Annotated in this window: 26 protein-coding genes and 1 other annotated feature (1 of these 27 cut by a window edge); of the genes, 10 read left to right on the top strand and 16 right to left on the bottom strand. The window is 63.4% G+C overall.

The features are described from left to right. The first annotated feature begins 18 nt into the window (after positions 1 to 18). Positions 19 to 921 carry an RluA family pseudouridine synthase gene (locus E0E41_RS16530; protein WP_130870996.1) on the top strand — a complete coding sequence of 301 codons (903 nt, stop codon included), beginning with the start codon at positions 19 to 21 and terminating at the stop codon, positions 919 to 921. Position 922: 1 nt separating this feature from the next. On the opposite strand, the gene E0E41_RS16525 is transcribed toward E0E41_RS16530, so the two are convergent. The 3 genes from E0E41_RS16525 to mutY all read right to left on the bottom strand — a co-directional run bounded on the left by E0E41_RS16525 (position 923) and on the right by mutY (position 3,477). Further along, the gene (locus E0E41_RS16525) at positions 923 to 1,798 is read right to left on the bottom strand and encodes a radical SAM protein (RefSeq protein WP_130870995.1); all 876 of its coding nucleotides are present in this window, start codon (positions 1,796 to 1,798) and stop codon (positions 923 to 925) included. A gap of 72 nt (positions 1,799 to 1,870) precedes the next feature. Next, on the bottom strand, positions 1,871 to 2,443 hold the full coding sequence (locus tag E0E41_RS16520; RefSeq protein WP_130870994.1) for a thymidine kinase: 573 nt from the start codon (positions 2,441 to 2,443) through the stop codon (positions 1,871 to 1,873). After that, positions 2,413 to 3,477 (bottom strand): A/G-specific adenine glycosylase, encoded by a 1,065-nt coding sequence (mutY, locus tag E0E41_RS16515; RefSeq protein WP_130870993.1) that lies wholly within the window; start codon positions 3,475 to 3,477, stop codon positions 2,413 to 2,415. Before mutY ends, E0E41_RS16520 begins: the two co-directional genes overlap by 31 nt. A 177-nt stretch (positions 3,478 to 3,654) precedes the next feature. Between mutY and E0E41_RS16510 the strand changes: the two genes are divergently transcribed. After that, on the top strand, positions 3,655 to 5,580 hold the full coding sequence (locus tag E0E41_RS16510) for an FUSC family protein (protein ID WP_242623857.1): 1,926 nt from the start codon (positions 3,655 to 3,657) through the stop codon (positions 5,578 to 5,580). A gap of 31 nt (positions 5,581 to 5,611) precedes the next feature. On the opposite strand, the gene E0E41_RS16505 is transcribed toward E0E41_RS16510, so the two are convergent. Then, positions 5,612 to 5,863 carry a TIGR03905 family TSCPD domain-containing protein gene (locus E0E41_RS16505; protein WP_130870992.1) on the bottom strand — a complete coding sequence of 84 codons (252 nt, stop codon included), beginning with the start codon at positions 5,861 to 5,863 and terminating at the stop codon, positions 5,612 to 5,614. 136 nt (positions 5,864 to 5,999) lie between these two features. On the opposite strand from E0E41_RS16505, the gene E0E41_RS16500 reads away from it, so the two are divergent. Further along, complete coding sequence (locus tag E0E41_RS16500; protein ID WP_242623856.1) at positions 6,000 to 6,575, top strand: TetR-like C-terminal domain-containing protein; 576 nt, start codon at positions 6,000 to 6,002, stop codon at positions 6,573 to 6,575. 61 nt (positions 6,576 to 6,636) lie between these two features. Here E0E41_RS16500 and spo0A read toward each other — a convergent pair whose 3' ends face one another. From spo0A to spoIVB, 3 genes are all read right to left on the bottom strand, one after another. Beyond that, positions 6,637 to 7,413 carry a sporulation transcription factor Spo0A gene (spo0A, locus tag E0E41_RS16495; RefSeq protein ID WP_368020031.1) on the bottom strand — a complete coding sequence of 259 codons (777 nt, stop codon included), beginning with the start codon at positions 7,411 to 7,413 and terminating at the stop codon, positions 6,637 to 6,639. Between the two features lie 227 nt (positions 7,414 to 7,640). After that, on the bottom strand, positions 7,641 to 8,345 hold the full coding sequence (gene pnuC / locus E0E41_RS16490) for a nicotinamide riboside transporter PnuC (protein ID WP_130870990.1): 705 nt from the start codon (positions 8,343 to 8,345) through the stop codon (positions 7,641 to 7,643). A gap of 199 nt (positions 8,346 to 8,544) precedes the next feature. Then, on the bottom strand, positions 8,545 to 9,579 hold the full coding sequence (gene spoIVB, locus E0E41_RS16485; protein WP_130870989.1) for a SpoIVB peptidase: 1,035 nt from the start codon (positions 9,577 to 9,579) through the stop codon (positions 8,545 to 8,547). A gap of 243 nt (positions 9,580 to 9,822) precedes the next feature. Here spoIVB and E0E41_RS16480 point away from each other — a divergent pair, with 243 nt between their 5' ends. Beyond that, a complete protein-coding gene (locus E0E41_RS16480) occupies positions 9,823 to 10,326 on the top strand; it encodes a DUF6512 family protein (RefSeq protein WP_130870988.1) in 504 nt (167 codons plus the stop codon). A 94-nt stretch (positions 10,327 to 10,420) separates the two neighbouring features. Here E0E41_RS16480 and E0E41_RS16475 read toward each other — a convergent pair whose 3' ends face one another. Then, positions 10,421 to 11,197 carry a hypothetical protein gene (locus tag E0E41_RS16475; protein ID WP_130870987.1) on the bottom strand — a complete coding sequence of 259 codons (777 nt, stop codon included), beginning with the start codon at positions 11,195 to 11,197 and terminating at the stop codon, positions 10,421 to 10,423. A 196-nt stretch (positions 11,198 to 11,393) separates the two neighbouring features. On the opposite strand from E0E41_RS16475, the gene E0E41_RS16470 reads away from it, so the two are divergent. The 6 genes from E0E41_RS16470 to E0E41_RS16445 all read left to right on the top strand — a co-directional run bounded on the left by E0E41_RS16470 (position 11,394) and on the right by E0E41_RS16445 (position 16,365). Further along, positions 11,394 to 12,422 carry an FAD:protein FMN transferase gene (locus E0E41_RS16470; protein WP_130870986.1) on the top strand — a complete coding sequence of 343 codons (1,029 nt, stop codon included), beginning with the start codon at positions 11,394 to 11,396 and terminating at the stop codon, positions 12,420 to 12,422. Next, positions 12,397 to 12,804: a NusG domain II-containing protein gene (locus tag E0E41_RS16465; protein WP_130870985.1), complete on the top strand. Its 408-nt coding sequence runs from the start codon at positions 12,397 to 12,399 to the stop codon at positions 12,802 to 12,804. The genes E0E41_RS16470 and E0E41_RS16465 overlap by 26 nt, the downstream gene beginning before the upstream one ends. Positions 12,805 to 12,855: 51 nt before the next feature. Continuing rightward, complete coding sequence (locus E0E41_RS16460) at positions 12,856 to 13,371, top strand: Gx transporter family protein (protein WP_130870984.1); 516 nt, start codon at positions 12,856 to 12,858, stop codon at positions 13,369 to 13,371. Between the two features lie 85 nt (positions 13,372 to 13,456). Then, positions 13,457 to 14,719 (top strand): polysaccharide deacetylase family protein, encoded by a 1,263-nt coding sequence (locus tag E0E41_RS16455; protein ID WP_130870983.1) that lies wholly within the window; start codon positions 13,457 to 13,459, stop codon positions 14,717 to 14,719. 92 nt (positions 14,720 to 14,811) lie between these two features. After that, a complete protein-coding gene (gene cdd, locus E0E41_RS16450; RefSeq protein ID WP_130870982.1) occupies positions 14,812 to 15,207 on the top strand; it encodes a cytidine deaminase in 396 nt (131 codons plus the stop codon). A 3-nt stretch (positions 15,208 to 15,210) separates the two neighbouring features. After that, complete coding sequence (locus E0E41_RS16445) at positions 15,211 to 16,365, top strand: DUF362 domain-containing protein (RefSeq protein ID WP_130870981.1); 1,155 nt, start codon at positions 15,211 to 15,213, stop codon at positions 16,363 to 16,365. Between the two features lie 41 nt (positions 16,366 to 16,406). Here E0E41_RS16445 and E0E41_RS16440 read toward each other — a convergent pair whose 3' ends face one another. From E0E41_RS16440 to E0E41_RS16405, 8 genes are all read right to left on the bottom strand, one after another. Next, positions 16,407 to 16,796, bottom strand: a complete 390-nt coding sequence (locus E0E41_RS16440) for a serine proteinase (protein WP_130870980.1) — start codon at positions 16,794 to 16,796, stop codon at positions 16,407 to 16,409. 98 nt (positions 16,797 to 16,894) lie between these two features. Then, the gene (locus E0E41_RS16435; protein WP_130870979.1) at positions 16,895 to 17,308 is read right to left on the bottom strand and encodes a GtrA family protein; all 414 of its coding nucleotides are present in this window, start codon (positions 17,306 to 17,308) and stop codon (positions 16,895 to 16,897) included. Further along, positions 17,292 to 18,257 (bottom strand): glycosyltransferase family 2 protein, encoded by a 966-nt coding sequence (locus E0E41_RS16430; RefSeq protein WP_130870978.1) that lies wholly within the window; start codon positions 18,255 to 18,257, stop codon positions 17,292 to 17,294. Before E0E41_RS16430 ends, E0E41_RS16435 begins: the two co-directional genes overlap by 17 nt. Positions 18,258 to 18,359: 102 nt before the next feature. Continuing rightward, entirely contained in the window at positions 18,360 to 19,070 is a 711-nt protein-coding gene (locus E0E41_RS16425) for a sigma-70 family RNA polymerase sigma factor (protein ID WP_130870977.1), read from the bottom strand. Beyond that, complete coding sequence (spoIIAB, locus tag E0E41_RS16420) at positions 19,067 to 19,510, bottom strand: anti-sigma F factor (RefSeq protein WP_130870976.1); 444 nt, start codon at positions 19,508 to 19,510, stop codon at positions 19,067 to 19,069. The genes E0E41_RS16425 and spoIIAB overlap by 4 nt, the downstream gene beginning before the upstream one ends. A 15-nt stretch (positions 19,511 to 19,525) precedes the next feature. Then, on the bottom strand, positions 19,526 to 19,831 hold the full coding sequence (locus tag E0E41_RS16415) for an STAS domain-containing protein (RefSeq protein WP_130870975.1): 306 nt from the start codon (positions 19,829 to 19,831) through the stop codon (positions 19,526 to 19,528). A 110-nt stretch (positions 19,832 to 19,941) separates the two neighbouring features. After that, positions 19,942 to 20,682, bottom strand: a complete 741-nt coding sequence (locus E0E41_RS16410; RefSeq protein ID WP_242623854.1) for a hypothetical protein — start codon at positions 20,680 to 20,682, stop codon at positions 19,942 to 19,944. A 159-nt stretch (positions 20,683 to 20,841) separates the two neighbouring features. Next, positions 20,842 to 23,478: a valine--tRNA ligase gene (locus tag E0E41_RS16405; RefSeq protein ID WP_130870973.1), complete on the bottom strand. Its 2,637-nt coding sequence runs from the start codon at positions 23,476 to 23,478 to the stop codon at positions 20,842 to 20,844. Between the two features lie 49 nt (positions 23,479 to 23,527). Beyond that, positions 23,528 to 23,615: a binding site (T-box leader), on the bottom strand (it continues 124 nt past the right edge of the window).

Here is a 23,615-nt window from a genome sequence, read left to right as displayed (position 1 = left end):
GAGAAAGAGGGCGCGCCTATGGAGACGCAGGCCCCCCGCCGCCTGAGGCTCACCGTCACGCCGGAGCTGGCCGGGGAGAAAATCGACACTCTGCTCCGCCAGGAGCTCCACCTGTCGGGCACGGTGATCCGCCGGGTCAAATGGGTGGAGGACGGCATCCTGCTGGATGGGGTGCGGGCCATCACCGGCCAGCGGGCGGCGGCGGGCCAGGTGCTGTCGGTGCTGGTGTCCGACCCGGAGCCCAGGCTGGACATGATCCCCACCCCCGGGCCTCTGGATATCGTCTATGAGGACGGGGACATCCTGGTGGTCAGCAAGGCCCCCGGCCTGTCCGTCCACCCGGGACCGGGCCACTACGATGACACCCTGTGCAACCACATCGCCTGGTATTACCGGCAGTCCGGCCTTGCGGCGGACATCCACCTGGTCCACCGGCTGGACCGGGGCACCTCGGGGCTGATGGTGGTGGCCAAGCACCCCCACGCCCAGGAGCGGCTGAAATTGCAGCTCCACACCCCCGCCTTCCGCCGGATCTACCTGGCGGTGTGCGACGGGGTACCCCAGCCGTCGGAGGGAACGGTGGACGCCCCCATCGGGCAGGTGCCCGGCTCCCTCATCGCCCGGCAGGTGGACCCGGCCGGCCAGTGGGCCCGCACCAGATACCGGGTGCTGCACACCGTCAACGGCCGCAGCCTGGTGGAGCTGGAGCTGGACAGCGGCCGCACCCATCAGATCCGGGTCCATATGGCCTATCTGGGCTGCCCCCTCACCGGTGATTTTCTCTACGGCACGGAGGACAAGAGCCTCATCACCCGGCCCGCCCTCCACTCCGCCCGGCTCCACCTGACCCAGCCGGTCACCGGCGAGGCTCTGGAGTGGGAGAGCCCGCTGCCGGAGGACATGGCGGCCCTGCTGGTCTGAACTATACCCCCGTCAGGTCGAAGGGCGGGATGTAGTCCGCCTGAGCGGCCTCCACCCCCTGGGCAAAGCCCTCCAGCCCCAGGTCGGCCATATACTGCTCCGCCGCCCGGGCCTCCGAGGGGCGCACCCGCCGGTTGATCTCCGGGAATTCGCTCGCCCGTCCCCAGGGGATGTACTGGCTCATGAGGGAGAAGAGCACCGTCCCCGGCTCAAACTGCTCCCTGACCCAGTCCATCACCCGCTTGGCCTCCGCCAGCCTGCCGGGGAGGAGCAGGTGGCGGACGATGACCCCCCGCTTCAGCAGGCCGTTTTCATCATATTCGCAGGGCCCGGTCTGCCGCACCATCTCCAGAATGGCGGCCCGGGCCACTTCCGGGTAGTCCTCCGCCCCGGAGTACCGCTTTGCGTACTCCGGGGTGACGTACTTGCAGTCGGGCAGGTAGATCTGCACCTTGCCCTCCATGGCCCGGAGGATCTCCACCCGCTCGTAGCCGCCGGTGTTCCACACCACCGGCACCGGCAGCGGGTCCTTCAGCGCCTGGAGCACCACGTGGGCATAGTGGGTGGGATTGACCAGGTTGATGTTGTGGGCTCCCTGGTCAATGAGCGCAAAAAAGATCTCCCGCAGCCGGGAGACCGAAATGGCCTTGCCAAAGTCCCGGTGGCTGATCTGCTCATTCTGGCAGAACACGCACCCCAGGGAACAGCCGGAGAAAAATACCGTACCCGAGCCGTTTGTCCCGGAGACAGGCGGCTCTTCCCATTTGTGGAGGGCCGCCCGGGCCACCACCGGCACCTCAGGCATCCGGCACAGGCCGCGGCCCTCCGTCTCAGTCCGCAGCGCCCCGCACTGCCGGGGGCAGAGATTACAGATCATACCCGTTGTTCCTTTCCTGATACTCAGCGGCGGGAGCGTTACTGAGGCAAGCCCCCGCCGTCTGCGGCATATTTACTTCTTCGGCCCCAGATTGCCCTCTTTCCAGTGCTTCCGGCACAGGCCGATATACCGGTCGTTGGCCCCCAGCACCACCTGCTCGCCCTCCTTCAGCACGTGTCCGTTCTCGTCGAAGCGGGCGTTGCACAGGGCCTTCTTGCCGCACCAGCAGATGGTCTTGACCTCTTCGATCACGTCGGCGGAGGCCAGCAGCTCCGCCGAGCCGGGGAACAGCTCCCCCTTGAAGTCGGCCCGCAGGCCGTAGCAGATCACCGGGATGTTCCAGTCGTCCACCAGGTCGGTGAGGTAGCGCACCTCCTCCCGGCTGAGGAACTGGGCCTCGTCCACAATGATGCAGGCGTAGGGCTTCAGCTCCCGGGGGGTCATCTCCATCAGATCGGAAAAATAGATGCAGTCATGGCTCAGGCCCGCCCGGGAGGCCACAAACCGGGCCCCGTCCCGCTGGTCGATGGCGGGCTTCACCAGCAGGGCATCCTGTCCCCGCTCCTCATAGTTGTAGCGCACCATCAGGGCGTTGGCCGTCTTGCTGGAGCCCATCACACCATATCGAAAATAGAGCTTTGCCATCCTTCTTCTCCTCCTAACCGCCCCTCCACCGCGTTCTGAAATGCCTGAAACGCGTTGGGCACGGCGTATTCCCGTTCCAATTCCGCCCGGCCGGCCCACACCCAGCCCTCCGGCAGTTTTTCTCCTGCGGCGCCCACGATCACCGACCGCATCCGCCACTCGATGTGGGTGAAGATGTGCTTGCCAGACGGGCCGTTCTCCAGATATGCCGCCTCCACCGGGCAGGGCGCGGGGGACAGCTCATTGGGGTACTCCCACAGCCCGGCCAGCAGCCCCTTCTTCCCCCGCCGCCGCAGAGCCACCTTGTTCTGATAAAAGATGAGAAATACCGTCCGCTCCTCCACCCGCCGCTCCTTCTTGGCGGCCTTGACGGGCAGCTCCCCGGTGCGGTCGGTCAGGTGGGCCGCGCAGAATTCCCTGGCGGGACACCGGGGACACAGAGGCGCCCCGTTGGGCAGGCAGACGGTGGCGCCCAGCTCCATCAGCGCCTGGTTGAAGTCACCGGGCGCCCCGGCGGGCATGACCTTTTTCAGGGCCTCCCCCACGGCGGTCTTGGTCTGGGGCCTGGTGATATCCCGCTCATCCCCGGTGACCCGGCTCACCACCCGCAGCACGTTGCCGTCCACCGCCGGGACCGGGAGGCCGAAGGCGATGGAGGCGATGGCGCCGGCGGTATAATCCCCCACGCCGCAGAGGGCGCGGATCTCCTCATAGGTATCCGGAAAAACGCCGCCGTGCTCCTCCATGATCTGCCGGGCGGCCTTCTGCAGATTGCGGGCCCGGTTGTAATAGCCCAGTCCCTGCCACAGCTTGAGCAGCCTGTCCTCCTCCACCCGGGCCAGATCGGCCACCGTGGGCAGCTCCGCCAGAAAGCGGCGGTAGTAGTCCAGCACCGCCGCCACCCTGGTCTGCTGTAGCATGATCTCGCTGACCCACACGTGGTAGGGGGTGGGGTCGCTGCGCCAGGGCAGCACCCGGGCGTTTTCACGGTACCACCGGATCAGCGGCACCGGCAAGCGGTCAAGGGGTTCCAATATGCCATTCCTCCGTCTCAGGTTCCATGGTAAGTGACATTATATAATGTCTCCCGCCGTTTTTCAATGGAGGAAAATTTTTGGCGGCGCTTGTACTTTGCTGCGCTGTTCCGCTATAATAAAAAGTAAAGTATCTGTAAAATCGCGGCTGATCGGGCCGCGGCAGGAGGGATCCGGATGGCCGCCCTATCCACGCTCCGGGGGTTTCCTTCTCTTTTCCGCAGCCGTTTGAAGGAAGCCCTGCCTACCATACTCTTCTATATGATCCAGTTCGTGCTGGTCACGCTCATCTTCGGCCAGCGCAGTGTGATGGTGGTATCCTGCTCCACCACCCTGTTCCAGATCCGCCGCAAGCAGTACAACACAGGGATCGACTACGCGCGGATGTTTTTTGTGTCTCTGCTGCTCTGCCTCCTGGCCTACGTTGCCACCCGGAATGTGGTGCTCTGCATAGTGCTCAATATGGCGGTCCCGGTATTTCTTGTGTTTTGGAAGAGCAGCCAGTTCGCGCCCAAGGGCTATCTGGGCTTTGCCATGGCCTTTGTGTTCCTGGAACTGCGTCCCCCCACTCCGGAGGAATTTCCCACCCAGTTCCTGGCCGCGGTATTCTGCTTTGCCATGCTGATCCCGGCTCTGGCGCTGTATGCCCGCATCTTCCGGCGGGTGCCGGACCCCGTCTCCCAGATCGACGCCTCCCTGGTGCGGCTGTCCCAGCTGCTGGAGCTGCTGGCCCGGGACGGCAATGACGCCGCCGTCCGCAAGGAGCTATACGACACCGCCCAAAAATTTCACCGGCTGGGCTATGACCGGCGGCATCTGTTCCACCTGCCGGACAAGCAGAAGCGGTACTACCACCTGTTCGCCCTGCTGTTCCAGCGGGCTTCCTATCTGGTGACTGACGAGGCCGCCTGGCAGGAGGCCAGGGAGACCCCCGCCTTCCCGGAGGTGATGGACAAACTGTCCGGCCTGGTCCGCCGCCTCCACGAGGCGGGCAGCCACGCCGATCTGGAAGCCCTGGCCGGTGAAATCCAGGGCCTGCTGGATCATAGCATCCTGCCCCAGGGGCGGCTGCGCATCTTTGCCCGCAGCGTGATGCATATGCTCCTGCTCCTATGCCGGGAACCCCTCTCCCCCAGCCGCCGTTCCTCCTTCCGCGCCCACGCCTGGCGGGACTGGTGGACCGGCTTCCGCCAGCGCCTGTCGCCGGACAGCTTCGAGTTCCGCTTCGCCCTGCGTCTGGCGGTGGTGCTGACGGTGAGCTGTACCGTCAGCTTCCTCTGGGAGTTTGAGCACACCTACTGGTTCCCCCTCCACGCCTTCCTGCTGCTCCAGCCCAGCTATGAGGAGAGCACCCACCGGATGGTCACCCGGCCCATCGGCACCGCCATCGGCTGCGTGCTGGTCCATCTGGTGTATCCCTATCTGCCCGGCCTGCCGGGGGTCTTCGTCTTTTCCCTGGTGATGATCGCCCTGATGTACTGCTGCACGCCGGGCACCTGGGTCCACCCCATCTTCTCCACCTCCTTCGCCCTCACCATGGCCACCCTGACGGTGGAGGAGACCGAGGCCATCCAGCTGCGTCTGCTCTACCTGGCTATGGCTGTGGCTCTGGTGCTGGTGGTCAACCGCTTCCTGCTGCCCAGCCGGAAGGACCTGCAATTCCGCCGCAACCTCCGCGCCCTGTTCTACCTCCAGTCGGTGTACTGGGGCGTGGTACAGCGCAGCCTGCGGGAGCCGGTGGAGCCCGCCCTGTACAGCGAGCTGCTGTCCCAGTTCCACATGGTGTATCACGAGGTGTCCGCCTACATCGCCCAGCTTCCGCCGGAAGAGGGGGCGTCCTACCGCACCTTGCAGCTGACCTTGTGGAACATGTTCTCTGAGTTGGAGCAGGTGGAGTGTCTCATCCAGACCGGCGCTCTCTCCCCATCGGAGTACCCACCGCTGGACGAGCTGGCCAACCAGATCCGCACCCGCCTGGCTCCGCCCCAGGCCGGTCTGGCCCAGCTCAGTGAGGACAGCCTGACCCAGAGCGAACTGAAAGGGATGGTGGAGCGGTATCTGCAAAACGCCCGGCTGCTCCTCACCTGTCTGCCAAAGGCATAAAAGAACGGGACGCCGTCGGCGTCCCGTTCTTTTATGCCTTTACCTGCGCCTTGAGGGCCTGAGCCAGCTGATCCGGGCAGGAGGTGTTTTTGAAGCCGCACCGGATCCCATCCAGCCGCTTGATCACTTCCGCTACCGGCATGCCTTCCACCAGCCGGGAGATCCCCTGGAGGTTCCCGCTGCATCCGCCCGTCACCTTCAGACTGCGGACAATCCCGTCCTCCACCTGGATATTCATGCGCTGGGAGCAGACCCCTCTGGGTCGGAATTCAATCTCTGTCATGCTTTGGCCGCCTTTCTTCTCTGTTCGGCTTATCATAGCACATTTCCCGTGGGATTGCAATTTCTCCAGATTGTGTGCTATAATGTTCTCTAGAGCGTTTTCTCCACCCGCTCCATCCACCCATGCCGCCGAGGAGGTGAGACCATTGGCCCCCAGTACCAAGCTGGCTTTGGCAAATTCGCTGAAGAAACTGCTGCAGAAGAAATTCCTGGATGATATCACGGTAAAAGAGATCGTGGAAGACTGTGAGGTAAACCGCCAGACCTTCTATTATCATTTCCAGGATATCTATGACCTGCTGCGCTGGTTCCTGGACCACGAGACGGAACAGGCCCTCCAAGGTGCCCGCGACTGGCATGAGGGGCTGATGCTGGCCTTCCGCTACGTACAGGAAAATCACCTGACCATCTATCATGTGTTCCGCTCCAGCGGGCGGGACCACCTGGACTGTCAGTTCTTCTCCCTGTCCCGCTCCCTCATCACCACGCTGCTGACCCGCTACGCCGGCGACGTGGCTCTTTCGGAGTCCGACCGGGAGTTTTTGACCAACTTTTACATGTATGCCATCTCAGGCATCCTGATGCGCTGGATCTCGGAGGATATGAAAGACCCTCCGGAAATCATGGCCGACCGGCTGAGCCGTCTGCTGGAGCCTGAGATCCGCCGGGCGGCGGAGCGTTTCGCTTCCCCCGCTTCCGAGCCGGTGAGCTGACCCCTTTCAACACCATCAGATCCCCTGCGGCAGAGCTGATCGCTCCCGCAGGGGATCTTTTTTACTTCTCCTTCTGCTGGAGCTGGAGCCGGTCGGCGATCATGGCGATGAACTCCGAATTGGTGGGCTTGCCCTTGGCGTTGGAGACGGTATAGCCGAAATACTTCTGCAGGGTCTCCAGATCGCCCCGGTCCCAGGCCACCTCGATGGCATGGCGGATGGCACGCTCCACTCTGGAGGCGGTGGTACCGAACCGCTTGGCCACCTCCGGATACAGGATCTTGGTCACCGCATTGATGACGTCCATATCCTTCACCGCGATCAGGATGGATTCCCGCAGATATTGGTAGCCCTTGATGTGGGCGGGCACGCCGATCTCGTGGATGATGGAGGTGACCGTGCTCTCCAGATTCCGGTCCTGGAGCCCCGGCTGCTCCCCAGGCACACCGGCGGCTCCGCCGTTTGCCAGCTGGCGCACCCGCTCGATCACCGCTGTCAGGTTGCAGGGCTTTATGATATAGTAGTCCGCCCCTCTGGCTGCCGCCAGCTCCGCCACATTGCCCCGCACAAAGCTGGACAGCACCAGCACCCTGGGCCGGGACGGCAGCTCCGCCAGCTTTTGCAGCACCTCCAGCCCGTCCATCCGGGCCAGCACCAGGTCCATCACCACTACGTCCGGAGCCTCCTGCTCCGCCAGACGGACCGCCTCGGGGCCGTCCCCCGTCTCGCCCGCCACTTCCATATCGGCTTCCTCCGCCAGGCCTGCCGCAAGGATACGGCGAAATTCCTCGTTGGCGTCCGCCACCAAAATCCGCTTTCTGGTTTCCAATCTTGACACCCTTTCCGCAGGTTCCCCTGCTCTGCGTTTGCTGCCTGGCCAAGGCTTCTTACCGGTCGTCTATAATTTACCATAATCAGACAGACAGCGCAAGGGTTTTGCTGGAAATTTATGGCTATTTCTCTTCGACTTGTTTCGACTTATCCGGAGGAAAACCGCTCTTTTTCTCCACGGTTCCGCCTGTTTTCCCTCTTTATTGCATTCCATCTCCTGGAAATTACGGAAGTCTACGCATGGCTATGTTCCAGAACGGCAGCCTGGCTCCGTTTCAGTCTGAGCCAGTTCCGGTATCCGTAAAGATCATTGACCAAAAACACAGCGAAGCAGATGACTACGGAGCTGTACCCCGGATCCTTCCGGGCGGCGATCAGCCACAGGGCGATCAGGACAACATCATTGGCGGCGTAGCCGATGGCGTAAAACGGGCTGCGCCGCATGGTCAGGTAGGCCGCCGCAAAGCTGGTAAAGACCGACAGGGTGCTGAGCCAGAGCACCTGGGTATGGCAGGCCCGCAGGATGAAATAGAACACCACGGTCACCGCCAGGCTCAGCACCGCCAGGAAAAGGTACTCCCGGGCGGGCAGACGGTTGACCCTGACCTCCTTCACCCCCTGCCGGACCGGGTTCCTGGCCCAGGAGACCACGGAGGCGGCGGCAATGGGGGCGGTCATGCCCAGATAGGTGATCATCTCCCCGTAGTAGGCGGTGGACCAGGAGATCACACCGTAGAGCAGGCTGAATACCACGGTCAGGACCTGTCCCCACACATTGCCCTTGGCATTCAGGATCAGGAAGGTGGCGCCGATCAGGGAGGCCAGCAGGGTCAGGCCGCCTCCGGAGGGAAAAAGCAGATAGGCCGCCGTGATCGCTGTCACGGAGGCCAGCCACAGGCCCTTTTCAAATCCGGTAAAATAGGCATTCCCTTTTTCCATAACAATAAACCCCTAAAAAACAGCGCATCTTTATTTACGACTTCTAAGACCTAACGCCGTAAACAAAAATGCGCACGCATTTTACTACTCGGTAGCAGTATCCCTATGAAATTGCAGGGGAAATTTTATCGCAAAAGGGTCGCCATGTCAAGGAAATTTTAACCTGACGAAAAGGCGGGGGAAATCCCCCGCCTTTTTATCAGGCCCGCTCCATCATATTTTCGATGAAAATGCCATAGCCCTGGGTGGGATCGTTGACCAGTACATGGGTCACCGCGCCCACCAGCTTGCCGTCCTGGAGGATGGGGGAACCCGACATCCCCTGCACAATACCTCCTGTGGCGTCCAGCAGACGGCTGTCGGTGACTTTCAGCATCAGGTTGCGAGTATCCTGGTCATTTTCGGGAAAAATACGGGTGATCTCCACCTCGTACTCCTCCGTGGCGTCCCCCGCCACGTTGGAACGGATCACCGCCTTGCCGGTGTGCACCTCATCCCGGCCGGCCACCTCCACCGGTTGGGACGCCTGGAAGAAATCGCTGTCGCTGAGGGTGCCGAACACGCCGCCGGGCGTATTGGCATACAGGGTGCCCAGATCACGGTCCACCTGGAAGGCCCCCTTCAGCTCACCCGGCTCCCCCTTCTGGCCCTTCTTCACGTCGGCCACGTCGGAATAGAGGATGGAGCCGGACTGGAGGGGCATCAGCTGGGCGGTATCCACATCGTTGATCCCGTGGCCCAGAGCGCCGAACACGCCGGTCTCCGGGTCCCAGTAGGTGACCGTCCCGATCCCCGCCATGGAGTCCCTGATCCAGGCCCCCAGCTTATACTGGCCGTCGCTGCTGCACTGGACCGCCTGGGCGGTGAACTGGATGGGCTCGTCCTCCCGCAGGGCCCGGATGCTCATGGTCTGGCCTCCTACCTCCTGGAGCACAGACTGCACATCCTCAATGGTATCCACCTCCTCCCGGTTGATGTGGGTGATGATGTCGCCCTCCTTCAGCCCGCAGTCACGGGCCGGGGCGGAGCGGCCCTGAGCGGAGGTCACTTCGGAAAATCCTACCACCATCACGCCGTCGGAAAACAGCTTGATCCCCACCGCCCGTCCGATGGGAATGACGGTGCGGGCCGACTCCGCGGCCCTGGCGGGCTGCGTCAGTGCCAGCGACGTGAAGATCAGCGCCGCCGCCAGGGCCGCGGCCACCCAGGGCCGGACTTTTTGTTCCTCTTTCATACTACCGGCATCTCCTTTCCGCACAGAAAATCAGCGTCGATTGACGCTGTTGTTAATATGGCCGGAAAAGCCGCCGCCTTTTCTGCCAATGAAACGCTTCTTTGGCTTGGAAAACACCGCCAGGTCAGGCGGTGCGGACTTTTCCCGTTTTATGCAGGAACTTGCTGCCGCCGGCGGTATTTTTTGCATCATTTTCCGCTGACGGGCATATGCTGTGCCGAACAGTAAAAGGGGGTTGTCGCCATGTCCCGCCTGTCCCGTCCTGTCCTGCTGGCTTTTGCCGCCGCTGTGGTGGCCGGAGCCTGCCTGCATTTCCTGTACGACCTGTTTCCCTGCGCGGTTACCGCCCTGTTTGCCCCCGTGTCGGAGAGCCTCTGGGAGCATGGAAAGCTGCTGTACTGGCCCAGCCTGGTCACCGGCCTGGTACTCCGGGACCGGCCGGGAGCCCGTGCCTTCTCCCTGCTGCTGGGCACGGCGGCCATGCTGGCCGTGGGCTGGCTGTACCATATCCCGCTGGGCGGGGAGAGCCTGCTGTTTGACATCGTCCTCTACATCCTGGCCATGGGGATCTGCCTGCTCCTGCCCTACTTTCTGGACGGCGCCTTCTGGCAGAAGCAGCAGGGTCTCTTCCTCCTGCTGGGAGCGGCACTGGGCGCCGCCCTCCTGGTCTTTACCTTCCTGCCGCCGGCCGGCATCCTGTTTACCGACCTGTCCGGCGTCAACACCTGGAGCACCTACCCCTACTGACAGAAGCAGCCCCGCCGAGAACCGGCGGGGCTGCTTTTTGCAAAAAAACGCGGCGCTGCTTCCGCAGCGCCGCGCGCAAACCGTTTTTGAACTGTCACATCAGGCGCACGGTGTGGTACACCGCCAGGATCAGCAGCCAGGCCACCAGCACACCGTACAGCACAGTGAGTCCGCCCAGTACCACCGCGGCGATGGCCACCACGGCCACCAGGGCGCAGGTGACATACAGCAGGGCATAGTTGGCGTTCTTGGGCAGGATCTCGGCGGGCTTGCCCTTTACGGTCAGCATGCCCTGGTGCTTCTGCAGCACCCGGAACACCACCACGGCCGCCACCAGGATCACCGCCAGCACCGCAGCGTAGGCGTAGCCCACAGTCATGCCTCCGTTGATCCGGGGCAGCAGCTTGACCCCCAGCAGGCCCAGGGCGCTGAGCACCGCGGAACAGAAGAACTCCCGCTGATAGAGGTAGTAGATCAGGGCCAGCACCGCCACCGAGGGGACCGCCACATAGAGAAACTTGACGCCGCTGTTGTCAAAGATCCGGACCACCACCGCGCACACCGCCAGGGCCAGCACCACCAGGGTCAGGCCGCCGGTCAGCCGCACCAGCCGTCCGGACTTCCGGGCCGCCAGCCAGAGGACCAGCATCACCACGAAGCAGATGGGCAGAATAATGGCCAGCTTGGGAAATACGTCCTCCCGCAGGGCAACGGCCAGGTCAATCTGATCCACCGTATAGTTGACATATACTTTATTCAGCAAAAGCAGCAGCATCTCCAGAAGAACGGAGGCCACGATCCACCAGAGGACTTTATTGAGGATCTCGTCCTCCTGCTTCGCGCGCTGTGCCTGCTTTTCTTTTTTATCCATGCATCCATCTCCTGTGCGCGGCGTCCACCGCCAGTTTCCTGGGATAATTGATCTCTGTGAAATCATCAATCTCGTATAGTTTACCAGAATTCGCGCCATATTGCAAGTCAAGAATCCTTACCCTCTTTTCCGGGGGGAGAAAATGTGGTAAAATGTCGTCTGACCATCGACAGTCTTTTTATAACAGGAGTATACCATGAAACGTGTAATCGCTTCCCTTCTCATCCCGGTTTTTTTGCTGCTCCCCGGCTGCGGCGTTCAGGAGGCCCAGGAGCAGTTTTTCTCCATGGACACCGTCATGTCCATCACGGTCTACGGCAAAGGGGCCGCTGAGGCCGCCGCAGCAGCCCGGCAGGAGGTGGAGATGCTGAACGATCAGCTCTCCCGCACCGACGAGAACAGTCTGATCTCCCAGCTCAACGCCCACGCCGGGGACGGCACGGCGGTCCCCATGGATGCGGACACGCTGGAGCTGCTCTCCTTCTCCAAATCGGTGGCCCAGCTGCTGCCCGGCGACTTTGACATCACCATTGCCCCGGTAATGGACGCCTGGGGCTTCACCGGTGAGGACCGGCATGTGCCCGACGACGACACTCTGGCCGCCGCCATGGCCCTGGTAGACAGCAACAAGCTGCTCATTGACGAGACCGCCGGCACCGCCCAGCTCAGCGAGGCGGGCATGGCGGTGGATCTGGGGGCCGTGGCCAAGGGCTACGCCGCAGCCAAGGCGGAGGCGGTGCTGCGGGAGCAGGGGGTCACCTCCGCTCTGCTGGACCTGGGCCGCAACATCACCGCCGTAGGCCCCAAGACCAACGGCGACCCCTGGCGGGTCGGAGTAGCCGACCCGGAGGACGACAGCCAGTACCTGTGTATCCTCTCTCTGGAGGATCAGACCGCCTCCACCTCCGGCGGCTATGAGCGCTGGTTCGAGGAGAACGGGGTGCGCTACCACCACATCATCGACCCCAAAACCGGCTACCCCGCCGACTCCGGCCTGCTGTCGGTAACGGTGATCTCCTCCAACCACCTGCTGGCCGACGCCCTGTCCACATCCCTGTTTGTGGCCGGGCCGGAGGAGGCCCTGGAGTTCTGGAAAAGCCGGGACGACTTTGAGCTGGTGCTGTGCACCGACCAGAAGCAGCTCATCGTAACGGAGGGCCTGGAGGCCGGATTCGAGTTCCGGGGAGAGGAGCTGGGCTATGACTACCAGATCGCCCGCCGCTGAACGGCGGCGCCCCACGCTGTGGGACCTGCTGGTGGCGATCCTGGTGGCCGCCGCCGCCGTGGCGCTGCTTTTGGCACTCCGGCAGGAAAGCGGAAACTTTTTGACGGCCACTGTCGTCTTAGATGGTGAAACCATCGCACAGTACGACCTGACCACCCTGACCGAGCCGGTGACCCTGGAGGTGGACGGGGCGTCCTATCCTCTGACCATCCAGGCGGAGCCCGGCCGCATCCGCATTCTGGAGAGCAGCTGCCCCGGCCAGGACTGCGTCCACACCGGCTGGGCCGATCAAGCGGGTCAGCAGATCATCTGCCTGCCCAACCGGCTGGTCATCTCCCTGGAGGGCGGCACGACCGAAGATATTGACGCTGTGACAGGCTGAAAGTTCCCGCATTCCGGCCGGATTTTTCCAAATAATCGGAGGTGACCCTTCTTGTCCACATCCCTGCGGCGGCTGACCCGCTGCGCGGTCCTCACCGCCCTGGCCCTGGCCCTCTCGGTGGCGGAGGGACTGGTGCCCCTGACGGTGATCTTTCCCCTGCCCGGCCTGCGGCTGGGTCTGGCCAACCTGGTGACGGTATACGCCCTGTGCCGCATGTCCGGCCGGGACGCCCTGCTCATTCTCATCGCCCGGTGCCTGCTGGGCTCCCTGCTGGGAGGCAACCTGATGGCCCTGGCCTTCTCCCTCACCGGCGGTCTGCTGGCCCTGGCCGTCATGGCTCTGCTGCTGCGCTTCAGCTGCCTGTCCCTGTTCGGCGTGTCCATCGGCGGCGCCGCCGCCCACAACACCGGGCAGATCCTGGCCGCCATGGTGGTGCTGGGGGGACGAGCCCCGCTGGTCTACCTGCCGCCCCTGCTGTTCTGCTCCCTGGTCACCGGAGCGGTCACCGGCGGCGTGTCCATCCTGCTGGTCCATCGGGTCCCCGCTCTGGGCGACATAAAATCTTAAGGATTTGTCACCGCTTTGTAGTTGCTTTTATCGTACTGTGTCGTAAGATGGTGCCTAGACAGAAAGATGCAGGAGGTATATCCCTATGAATGGTATGTTCAAGCGGGCTGCCGCACTGGGGCTGGCAGCAGTTCTGATGCTCCCCCTGGCCGCCTGCGGCAAGGGTTCCGATACAGGCCCCAACAGCTCCCCGGCGGTGGAGGCCTCTCCCACGCCGGAACCTACCCCCACGCCCACCCCTGATCCCTACGACGCGGTGCGCAATTACTGGAGCGAGGACCAGCTCACCCAGGCCTGGGGCCCCGATCAGGTGGTGGAGCACCTGTTCTTCCACCCGGTCATCGCCTATCCGGAGTACACCTTCTCCAGCGCCATCTCCGCCGACCGGCAGAAGGGCCTGGACGACTGGATGGTCACCGCCGACGAGTTCAAGAAGATCATCCAGAGCGTGTACGACAAGGGCTACATTCTGGTGAACATGGGAGACGTGTGGAGCGAGGTCACCGACGAGAACGGCGTCACCCGGATGCAGCGCAACACCCTGATGCTCCCCGAGGGGAAAAAGCCCCTGGTCATCTCCTTTGACGATGTGAACTACTACGAATATATGCTGGAGGAGGGCTTCACCTCCAAGCTGGTGCTGGGAGACGACGGCCAGATCTGGGCCGAGACCCGGGACCCGGTCACCGGGGAGGTCTCCCTGACCCAGGATCTGGACGCTACCCCCATACTGGACAAGTTCGTGCTGGAGCACCCCGACTTCTCCCTCAACGGGGCCAAGGCCATCTACTCCCTCACCGGGTATGAGGGTATCTTCGGCTACCGCACCCAGAACGACATCGACATCGCCGCCGACGACCCGGCCCGGCCCGCCTTCGACGCCAAGCGTCAGGCGGAGATCGAGGCGGTGAAGCCCATCATCGCCCGGCTGAAGGAGACCGGCTGGACCTTCGGCTCCCACACCTGGGGCCACATCCGGCTGGACAGCCGGCCCCTGGAGTCGGTCCAGCGGGACACCGTCCGCTGGGCGGAGGAGGTGGGCAGCCTGGTGGGTCCCACCAACATCCTGTTCTACCCCCACGGCGCCCGGCCCGACGGGGACGACTGGCACAAGACCGGCCCGGTGTTCCAGTACCTCCAGAGCCAGGGCTTCCGCATCTTTGCCAGCGTGGGCATCAACTCCTTCTCCTATATCAAGGATGACATCTCCGCCGTCATCTGCGACCGGCTCCACCCCGACGGCACCACCCTGCGCAACGGCAAGGCCCTGAAGTGGTACGAACAGTTCTACGACGCCCGGGACATCATCGACCTGGACGTGCGGCCCAAGCTGGGTACCACCTGGTAACGCGGGACCGCATTGCAAACAGGCACCTTCTTGTGGTACAATGGATTTCCATCCATTGTACCACTTTTTTATTCTCAGGAGGTGTGTCCGAAATGACCGATCAGGAACTGGTTGAGCTGGCCTTTACCATGCTGGAGCGCTCCTACGTCCCCTACTCCCACTTCCCCGTGGGCGCCGCCCTGGAGTGTGCCGACGGCACCATATTCACCGGCTGCAATGTGGAGAACGCCGCCTACGGCTCCACCATCTGCGCCGAGCGCACCGCCCTGGTGAAGGCGGTGAGCGAGGGCCACCGGGATGACTTCGTCCGCCTGGCGGTGGTGGGCAACTCCACCGAGCCCTGCTGGCCCTGCGGGCCCTGCCGCCAGATGCTGTACGAATTCGCCCCCGACCTCACCGTGCTGGTGGCGCAGAAGGACCACAGCTTCGTGAAGCTGTCCCTGAAAGAGCTGCTGCCCCACGGCTTCGGCCCCAAGTCCCTGGACTGAACCATGGAGGGAAATCGGGTCTATGTGGCCTCCTGCCCCGGCTACGACGGAGCGGAGGAGGCTTTGCGGAATCTGCTGGCCAGGCTGGGCGGTATGGAGCGCTTTGTAAAACCGGGGGAGCGCATCCTGCTGAAGGTCAACCTGCTCCGCCCAGCCGCCCCGGAGTCGGCGGTGTGCACCCACCCGGCGGTGGTGGAGGCGGCGGCCAGGCTGGTGAAGGAGGCCGGGGGGCAGGCGGTCATCACCGACAGCCCCGGCGGGGCGCTCCAGAAGGAGTCCACCCTCCGGCACCTGTACGAAAAGACGGGCATGACCCAGGCCGCCGCCCGCTCGGGGGCGGAGCTGAGCTACGACGTGTCCACCCGGCTGGTGTCCCTCCCCCAGGGAAAGGCCATCCACCAGGCGGAGGTCATCTCCCCCGCGGCGGAGGCCGACGGGGTGTTCGACCTGTGCAAGATGAAAACCCACGTGCTCATGGGCATGACCGGAGCGGTAAAGAACAGCTTCGGCATCATCCCCGGCCTGTCCAAGGTGGGCTTCCACGGCAGCCACCCGGATCGGACGGACTTTGCCGACGTGGTGCTGGACCTCACCGGCTTCCTGGCGCCCCGGCTGTCCATTATGGACGGCATCCTGGCCATGGAGGGCGAGGGGCCCGGCGCGTCGGGCACCCCCAGGCAGGTGGGGCTGCTGCTGGCGGCGGAAAATCCCCTGGCCCTGGACGTGACGGCGGCGGAGATCATGGGGCTGCCCCGGGATTCCAACCCTCTCCTGCTGGCCGCCCAGCGGCGGGGGCTCACCCCCAACCGGGCGGAGGATGTGGCCCTCATCGGCGGCAGCTGGGAGGAGCTGCGCATCCCGGACTACCGGTTCCCCGCCAACGTGCGGCGGGATCTGATGGAGTTTCTGGGCCCCCTGGCCGGTCCGGCCAAGAAGCTGTGCAAGGCCCTGCTCTCCCAGACCCCCCAGATCCGCACTGACCGCTGCGTGGGCTGCGGCATCTGTCAAAAGTCCTGTCCCGGCAAGGCCATCACCCTGGAGGGAGGCAAGGCCAGAATCCACACCGGTTCCTGCATCCGCTGCTACTGCTGCCACGAGCTCTGTCCCCAGAAGGCGGTGGAGCTGAAGCGCGGCCCCCTGGGCAGGCTGCTGAAATAGGCATAAAAAAAGACCGCTGCGCCGCAGCGGTCTTTTTCTGTTTACTCCTGAGGGGGAACGTCCTCACTGCCGGAAGGCGCGTCACCGGCCACCGGCTCCTCGGGGGGCACGTTGGTCTCCACGTAGGTGGCGGCCTCAGCGTCGCTGATGTTGCCCTCCTGCTTGATGGCGGCGATGCGGTTCTTGTTCTCCTCAATATTGATCTTGGCGGAAGTGATCCGCTCGCACAGGGCCACATAGGCGGGCTCCGCCGCCATGCCCCGCTCGGCATAGTACAGCTTGCCGATCTCAATGTAGGCCTTGCGGATGGCGTCCTCCTCGCTGGCGTTGTTCAGGCTCAGCCTGGTGATCTCAGCCAGCTGCTTGGACTTGGCCACACCGGCCCGGCCCAGGTCAATGGCGCGGTCCTTCAGTTCGTCAAAAAAAGCCATATGCTTAACCTCCTTACGGCTCGTCGCTGGAATACTGGCCCTATTTTACCCCGTTCCAGTCGGAGACGCAAGGGCGTGGGAAGAGATTTCATGCAAATTTAATCCTTTTTGCCCCGTTTCTGAAAGGCAAAGAACCGCTGGCCGAAATAGTTGAGGACGGTGTACAGCGCCATGCCGCCCAGCTTGGTCAGCCGCTCCTGCCAGATGGGGGAGATGGCCGTGCGGCCCAGCACCCACTCCGCAATGGGCTGCGCCAGGGCGTAGGCCACCACGTAGCAGACCGCCACGTTGATGGCAAACTTCACCGCCGAGCGCAGGAAGGTCTCCTCGCTGTGGAAGGTAAAGTGCCGGTTGAGGAAGAAGCTCATCACCGCCCCGGCCACGTAGGCGATGGCGGTGGAGGGCCAGTAGCCCAGCCCCTCCAGCAGGAACATGAGCACCATGGACAGCAGGGTGTTGCCCACGCCCACCAGCAGGAACTTGGGGATGCTCTTATCAATCAGCCTTGCCATTTCTGTCCTCCAGTACCTCCCGGATCAGGAAGCGGGGGCGCTCCTTGGTCTCCAGGTAGATCTTGCCGATGTACTCGCCGATGACCCCCAGGGACAGCAGGATCAGGCCGCCGATGGCCCACACCGAGCAGATCAGGCTGGCCCAGCCCAGGATGGTCTCCCCCATGGCCCAGCGGACGACGGAGTAGATCAGCATGAGGATGCTGATGAGGAACACCACAAAGCCCAGGGCGGTGATCATGCGGATGGGCTTCACCGACAGGGAGGTGATGCCCTCCATGGCGAAGGACAGCATCTTTTTGAGGGGATATTTGCTCTCACCGGCGAACCGCTCCCCCCGCTCGTACTCCACCGTGCCGGTGCGGTAGCCGATCATGGGCACGATGCCCCGGAGGAACAGGTTGACCTCCTTGAACTGGGCCAGGCCCTCCAGGGCCCGCCTGGACATGAGCCGGTAGTCAGCGTGGTTGAACACCGTCTCCGCCCCCATGGCGTTCATCAGCTTATAAAACCCCTCGGCGGTGAACCGCTTGAAGAAGGTATCCTTCTTCCGGGAGGAGCGGACGCCGTACACGATGTCACACCCGGCGTAGTACTCCTCTACCATGGCGTCCACCGCGTCGATGTCGTCCTGCAGGTCGGCGTCCATGGAGATGGCCATGTCGCACCGCTCCTTGGCGGTCATCAGCCCCGCCAGCAGGGCGTTCTGGTGGCCCCGGTTCCGGGTCAGGTCCGCCCCGGAAAACAGGGGACACTGCCCGTGGAGCTGGGAGATGATCTCCCAGGTCTTGTCCTTGGAACCGTCGTTGACGAAGAGCACCCGGCTGTCCGGGGAGATCTTTCCCGCCGCCATCAGCCCCTCCAGCTTCTCCTTCAGACGCCGGGAGGTCTCGGGCAGCACTTCCTCCTCGTTGTAGCAGGGAACGACGATGTAAAGAATATCAGCCATTTTTTCAACTTCCTTGCCTTTATTCTGGTGTTGCCATTATACCCTCTTTGGACGTAAAAAGCTACCGCCCCGTTCCCTGTTTTCAAAATCTTAAGAATTGCTTCACTCCTCCAGCTTCCGCCGCAGCCGCTCCATGGTGCGCCGCTCGATGCGGGACACCTGCACCTGGCTCACCCCCAGCACCCGGGCGGTCTGCTCCTGGGTCATGCCCCGGTAGTACCGCAGCAGGATCACCTGCTTCTCCCGGTCAGGCAGGCTGCCCACCGCCGCCCGGAGGGCCTCCCGCTCCACGATGCCCTCCTCCATGCCGTCGGTGCCCAGCACGCTCTCCAGGGTCAGACCGTCCCCCGTCTCCATCTGGAGGGAGGCCACCGGCAGGTTGGCCTCCTCGGCGGCGGCGATCTCCTCCGGCTCCAGGCCGGTCTCCGCCCCCAGCTCCGACAGGGTGGGCTCCCGGCCCAGCCGGGCGGACAGCCTGTCCCGGGCGGTACGGATGGCCCCCGCCCGCTCCTTCAGCCCCCGGCTCACCTTCACCGCTCCGTCGTCCCGGAGAAACCGCCGGATCTCCCCGGCGATCTTGGGCACGGCGTAGGTGGAGAACTGGCAGCCGAAGGCGGGGTCAAATCCCCGCACCGCCTTGAGAAACCCCAGGCAGCCCAGCTGATACAGGTCCTCCGGCTCCACCCCCCGGCCGTAGTACCGGCGGACGATGGACCAGATCAGCCCGCCGTTCTCCTCAATGAGCCTGGTGCAGGCCTCGTTGTCGCCCCGGCGGGCATCCTCCAGCAGCTGGGGGGTGTCGGCCACCCTCACCCCGCCGCCCCCGCCCGGCGGGAGATCCTGCGGCGCATGGTGACCACCGTGCCCTTGCCGGGGACGGAGCGCACCTTCAGCTTGTCCATAAAGCTCTCCATGATGGTGAAGCCCATGCCGCTGCGCTCGGCGCCGCCGGTGGTGTACATGGGCTGGCGGGCCTGCTCCACATTGGGGATGCCCACACCCCTGTCCTTCACCTGGATCTCCAGGGTGTTGTCCTCAAACAGGCGCAGGCGCATGGTCACCGGCCCCAGGGTGTCCGGGTAGGCGTGGACGATGCAGTTGGTCACCGCCTCGCTCACCGCCGTGCGGATGTCGTTCACCTCGTCCAGGGTGGGGTCCAGCTGGGCGGCAAAGCAGGCCGCCGTGGTGCGGGCAAAGCCCTCGTTGGCGGACCGGCTGAGAAAGGTCACAACGGCCTCATTCATCGGTTTCATTATGTAAATTCCTCCTTATTCCAATTCCATCAGCTTGTCCAGGCCGGCCGCCCGCAGCACCTTGGCCGCCTGCTGGGGCACGTGGACCACCCGCAGCGTCCCGTCCAGCTCCTTCATCCGGCGGCTGGCCCGCAGCAGAACGGCGATGCCTGAGCTGTCCATGAAGCTGACCCCGCCCAGATCCAGGGTCAGACGGCGGGGCAGCTCCAGGTCGATCTGCCGGTCCAGCTCCGCCAGAATTTCCCTGGCCCTGTGGTGGTCCAGTTCTCCGTCAAGGACGGCATATAAGGTCCGCCCCTCACCGGTGCAGGTGATTGCCATAGCTTGTCCATCCTTTCCTCGCCCGCAAAAGGGCAAAAAAACATCGCAGCATACCGGATTCGGTATACTGCGATGTTAGCACACGGTCTATTATTAATTTGTCGAAGGGACTAACGCACCAGGGAAAAATCGGTAAAAATCCACCGGTCTCCCACTTTTTCGTAAGGGAACTCATAGGTCTCGCTGCCGGTCACCGCACCGTTCTGATCCGGGTCCACGACCTCCACCGTGACCTGCACCACCAGGCGGTTGGGGTTGTCCGCCCGCATGACCTGGGTATATTCGGCGCCCCGGTAAATGTCGGTGCCCCGGCCGCCGTCCTGCACGTAGAGCACGTTGTTGATGTCGATATACTGGGTGCCGTCATAGGGCAGCAGGGTGTCCACCAGGGCGTCGGAAAAGAGGCTCTTCAGATAGCCCCGCAGAGCGGACAGGCTGCTGATGCCGGTATAATCCACCCGGTAGTACACCACGCCGTCCACCTCCCGGCTGTCCTCCGGATCAAAGGGCATGGGCGAAACCTGGAACCAGGAAAAGGCCTCCTGGGCCTGCCGGTAGGCCTCCAGCACCTCCTCATCCGTGGGGCCCTCCGCCACGGGAGCCGGAGTGTCGGACACCGCCGGTTCGGGTGTGGGACTGGACGTGGGCGAAATCTCCGGGTCGGGGTCGGCAGAGGGGGATACGCGCTCCGTCTCCACCGGCCGGACGGAGGGAGTAGGTTCTTCACTGGCCGGGGGCGTGGGACTCTGCCCCGGCTGAGCCGTTCCGGTCACATCCCCGGTGCCGCAGGAGCCGGTGCAGCCCGCCAGCAGCAGAAACAGCGCCAGCAGGGGAATCCATTTCTTTTTCAAGGCAGCCCGCCTCCTTTTCCCATAACGCGGCATTTTCTAGTATTTTAGCTGAATCCCGCGAAAAGTACAACCACTACCGTGTTACAAAGAGTGACAATATGGACACGAAAACGCCGCCATCCGAAGGCAATGGCGGCGTTTCGCAGTTTTTCGGCTGTTTTATCCGTTCAAAGCGGCGGCAGATTCTTCCAGTTTTGCCAGCAGAGCCTTCAGCTTGCCGGCCCGCTCCCGCTCGGCCTCCACCACCTGGGCGGGGGCCTTGTTCACGAAGCCGGGGTTATTCAGCTTGGTCTCCAGCTTGTCCAGCTCCTTGCGGTTCTTGTCCAGCTCCTTGGCGATGCGGGCCTTCTCCTTCTCCAGGTCCACCAGCTCGGCCAGAGGCAGGTACAGACGGGCGGCGTGGGTGGTGACTACCACCATGCCCTGGGTATCCACCGCGTCGGTGGCCTCCACGATCTTCACGTCACTGGCGTAGGCCAGCCGCTTCAGGAAGGGGATGCCCTGGTGGAACACGGCCTGCTCCAGGGTGGAGATGGTGAGCTGTGCCTTCTTGGAGGGGGGCACGTTCATCTCGGCTCTGCGGGCCCGGATGGCCCGGATGGCGTCCATGATCAGCTCCATGGCCTTCTCCTCCTCGGGGAAGTCCAGGTTGGCATGGTGCTCCGGCCACTTCTGGAGCATCAGGTAATCGCCCTCGTGGGGCAGGGCCTGCCAGATCTCCTCGGTGATGAAGGGCATGAAGGGGTGGAGCAGCTTGAGGATCTCGGTGAGCACATAGCACAGCACCTGCTGGGCCCGCACCTTGGAGTCCTCGTCCTCGCCCTGGAGGCGGGTCTTGGTCAGCTCGATATACCAGTCGCAGTAGGAGTCCCAGATGAAGTCGTACACCTTCTGGGCCGCCACGCCCAGCTCGTACCGCTCCATGTTGTCAGTGATCTCGGGGATGACGCTGTTCAGCTTGGACAGGATCCACTTGTCCTCCAGCTCCAGCTTGTCGGGCAGCTCACACTTGTCGATGGTCAGGTTCATCATCAGGAAGCGGCTGGCGTTCCAGATCTTGTTGGCAAAGTTGCGCATGGCCTCGCACCGCTCGGTATAGAAGCGCATGTCGTTTCCGGGGGAGTTTCCGGTGACCAGGTTGAACCGCAGGGCGTCGGCGCCGTACTGGTTGGCCATCTCCAGGGGGTCGATGCCGTTGCCCAGGGATTTGCTCATCTTGCGGCCCTTGTCGTCCCGCACCAGGCCGTGGATGAACACGGTGTGGAAGGGGGGCTTGCCGGTGTGCTCACAGCCGGAGAAGATCATGCGGGCCACCCAGAAGAAGATGATGTCATAGCCGGTGACCAGCACGTCGGTGGGATAGAAGTACTTGTAGTCCTCGGTCTCCTCGGGCCAGCCCAGGGTGGAGAAGGGCCACAGGGCGGAGGAGAACCAGGTGTCCAGCACGTCCTCCTCCTGAACGATGTTTTTGGAGTGGCAGTGCTCGCACTCGGTGGGATCGGTCTCGGACACGGTGATGTGGCCGCACTCCTGGCAGGTCCAGGCGGGGATCTGGTGGCCCCACCACAGCTGGCGGGAGATGCACCAGTCATGGACGTTCTCCATCCAGTTGGTATAGGTCTTGGAGAAGCGGTCGGGGACGAACTTGACCTCCCCGTCGTTCACCACCCGCAGGGCCTCCTTGGCCAGGGGGGCCATCTTCACGAACCACTGGGCGGAGATCAGGGGCTCCACGTCGTTGTGGCAGCGGTAGCAGGTGCCCACGTTGTGCTGGTGGGGCTCCACCTTCACCAGGTAGCCCTGCTCCTCCAGGTCGGCCACGATGGCCTTCCGGGCCTCATAGCGGTCCATGCCGGAGTACTTGCCGTACCCCTCCACGATGCGGCCGTTGTCGTCCAGCACCCGGATGGTGTCCAGGTGCTGCCGCAGGCCCACCTCAAAGTCGTTGGGGTCGTGGGCGGGGGTCATCTTCACGCAGCCGGTGCCGAACTCCATGTCCACATAGTCGTCGGCCACAATGGGCATCTCCCGGCCCACCAGGGGCAGGATGCACTTCTTGCCCACGATGTCCTTGTACCGGTCGTCGTTGGGGTTGACGGCCACGCCGGTGTCGCCCAGCATGGTCTCGGGCCGGGTGGTGGCCACGATGACGTAGCGGTCCTTCTCCCCCTGGATGGGGTAGCGGATGTGCCAGAAATTGCCCGGCTTGTCCTGATACTCCACCTCGGCGTCGGACAGGGCGGTGACGCAGTGGGGGCACCAGTTGATGATACGGGAGCCCTTGTAGATCAGGCCCTTCTTGTACAGGGAGACGAACACATGGCGGACGGCCTTGGACAGGCCCTCGTCCATGGTGAACCGGGAGCGGCTCCAGTCACAGGAGGCGCCCAGCTTCTTCTGCTGCTCCACGATGCGGTTGCCGTACTTGTTCTTCCAGTCCCACACCCGCTCCAGGAATTTCTCCCGGCCCAGGTCGTAGCGGGTCAGGCCCTCGTTCTTCCGCAGCTCCTCCTCCACCTTGATCTGGGTGGCGATGCCGGCGTGGTCGGTGCCGGGCACCCACAGGGCGGCATAGCCCTGCATCCGCTTGAAGCGGGTCAGGATATCCTGGAGGGTGGAGTCCATGGCATGGCCCATATGGAGCTGGCCGGTGACGTTGGGGGGCGGCATGACGATGGTGAAGGGCTTTTTGTCGGGGTCACGGTGGCCCACAAAGCAGCCGTTCTTCTCCCACATCTCGTAGATGCGGCCCTCCACCTCCTGGGGTTCATAGACCTTGGGAAGCTCTTTCTTCATCTGATACACTCCTTTTCGGGGCAAAACAAAAGGTTCGCCCCAAGCCTTTGCTCAGGGCGAACCGAACTCAGTCCGCGGTACCACCTGAATTTCCCTTGCGGGACACTCATTGCCTCTGTAACGGGAGGATTCCGCCG

The organism is Intestinimonas massiliensis (ex Afouda et al. 2020) (assembly GCF_900626285.1).
In the GTDB taxonomy this organism is placed as follows: domain Bacteria; phylum Bacillota; class Clostridia; order Oscillospirales; family Oscillospiraceae; genus Flavonifractor; species Flavonifractor massiliensis_A.
The sequence above is the reverse complement of the archived record's forward strand: the minus strand, read 5'-3'. Positions and strand labels throughout refer to the sequence as shown.

What these genes read in the sequence shown, in the direction of transcription:
- E0E41_RS16480 (WP_130870988.1), top strand. Translation starts at nt 9,823, where the DNA reads ATGTCCCGCCTGTCCCGTCCTGTCCTGCTGGCTTTTGCCGCCGCTGTG.
- E0E41_RS16415 (WP_130870975.1), bottom strand. Translation starts at nt 19,831, where the DNA reads ATGGCAATCACCTGCACCGGTGAGGGGCGGACCTTATATGCCGTCCTT.
- E0E41_RS16445 (WP_130870981.1), top strand. Translation starts at nt 15,211, where the DNA reads ATGGAGGGAAATCGGGTCTATGTGGCCTCCTGCCCCGGCTACGACGGA.
- spoIVB (WP_130870989.1), bottom strand. Translation starts at nt 9,579, where the DNA reads ATGAAAGAGGAACAAAAAGTCCGGCCCTGGGTGGCCGCGGCCCTGGCG.
- E0E41_RS16470 (WP_130870986.1), top strand. Translation starts at nt 11,394, where the DNA reads ATGAAACGTGTAATCGCTTCCCTTCTCATCCCGGTTTTTTTGCTGCTC.
- E0E41_RS16405 (WP_130870973.1), bottom strand. Translation starts at nt 23,478, where the DNA reads ATGAAGAAAGAGCTTCCCAAGGTCTATGAACCCCAGGAGGTGGAGGGC.
- E0E41_RS16525 (WP_130870995.1), bottom strand. Translation starts at nt 1,798, where the DNA reads ATGATCTGTAATCTCTGCCCCCGGCAGTGCGGGGCGCTGCGGACTGAG.
- pnuC (WP_130870990.1), bottom strand. Translation starts at nt 8,345, where the DNA reads ATGGAAAAAGGGAATGCCTATTTTACCGGATTTGAAAAGGGCCTGTGG.
- E0E41_RS16510 (WP_242623857.1), top strand. Translation starts at nt 3,655, where the DNA reads ATGGCCGCCCTATCCACGCTCCGGGGGTTTCCTTCTCTTTTCCGCAGC.
- spoIIAB (WP_130870976.1), bottom strand. Translation starts at nt 19,510, where the DNA reads ATGAAACCGATGAATGAGGCCGTTGTGACCTTTCTCAGCCGGTCCGCC.
- E0E41_RS16465 (WP_130870985.1), top strand. Translation starts at nt 12,397, where the DNA reads ATGACTACCAGATCGCCCGCCGCTGAACGGCGGCGCCCCACGCTGTGG.
- E0E41_RS16520 (WP_130870994.1), bottom strand. Translation starts at nt 2,443, where the DNA reads ATGGCAAAGCTCTATTTTCGATATGGTGTGATGGGCTCCAGCAAGACG.
- E0E41_RS16435 (WP_130870979.1), bottom strand. Translation starts at nt 17,308, where the DNA reads ATGGCAAGGCTGATTGATAAGAGCATCCCCAAGTTCCTGCTGGTGGGC.
- E0E41_RS16530 (WP_130870996.1), top strand. Translation starts at nt 19, where the DNA reads ATGGAGACGCAGGCCCCCCGCCGCCTGAGGCTCACCGTCACGCCGGAG.
- E0E41_RS16455 (WP_130870983.1), top strand. Translation starts at nt 13,457, where the DNA reads ATGAATGGTATGTTCAAGCGGGCTGCCGCACTGGGGCTGGCAGCAGTT.
- E0E41_RS16475 (WP_130870987.1), bottom strand. Translation starts at nt 11,197, where the DNA reads ATGGATAAAAAAGAAAAGCAGGCACAGCGCGCGAAGCAGGAGGACGAG.
- E0E41_RS16440 (WP_130870980.1), bottom strand. Translation starts at nt 16,796, where the DNA reads ATGGCTTTTTTTGACGAACTGAAGGACCGCGCCATTGACCTGGGCCGG.
- E0E41_RS16505 (WP_130870992.1), bottom strand. Translation starts at nt 5,863, where the DNA reads ATGACAGAGATTGAATTCCGACCCAGAGGGGTCTGCTCCCAGCGCATG.
- E0E41_RS16430 (WP_130870978.1), bottom strand. Translation starts at nt 18,257, where the DNA reads ATGGCTGATATTCTTTACATCGTCGTTCCCTGCTACAACGAGGAGGAA.
- cdd (WP_130870982.1), top strand. Translation starts at nt 14,812, where the DNA reads ATGACCGATCAGGAACTGGTTGAGCTGGCCTTTACCATGCTGGAGCGC.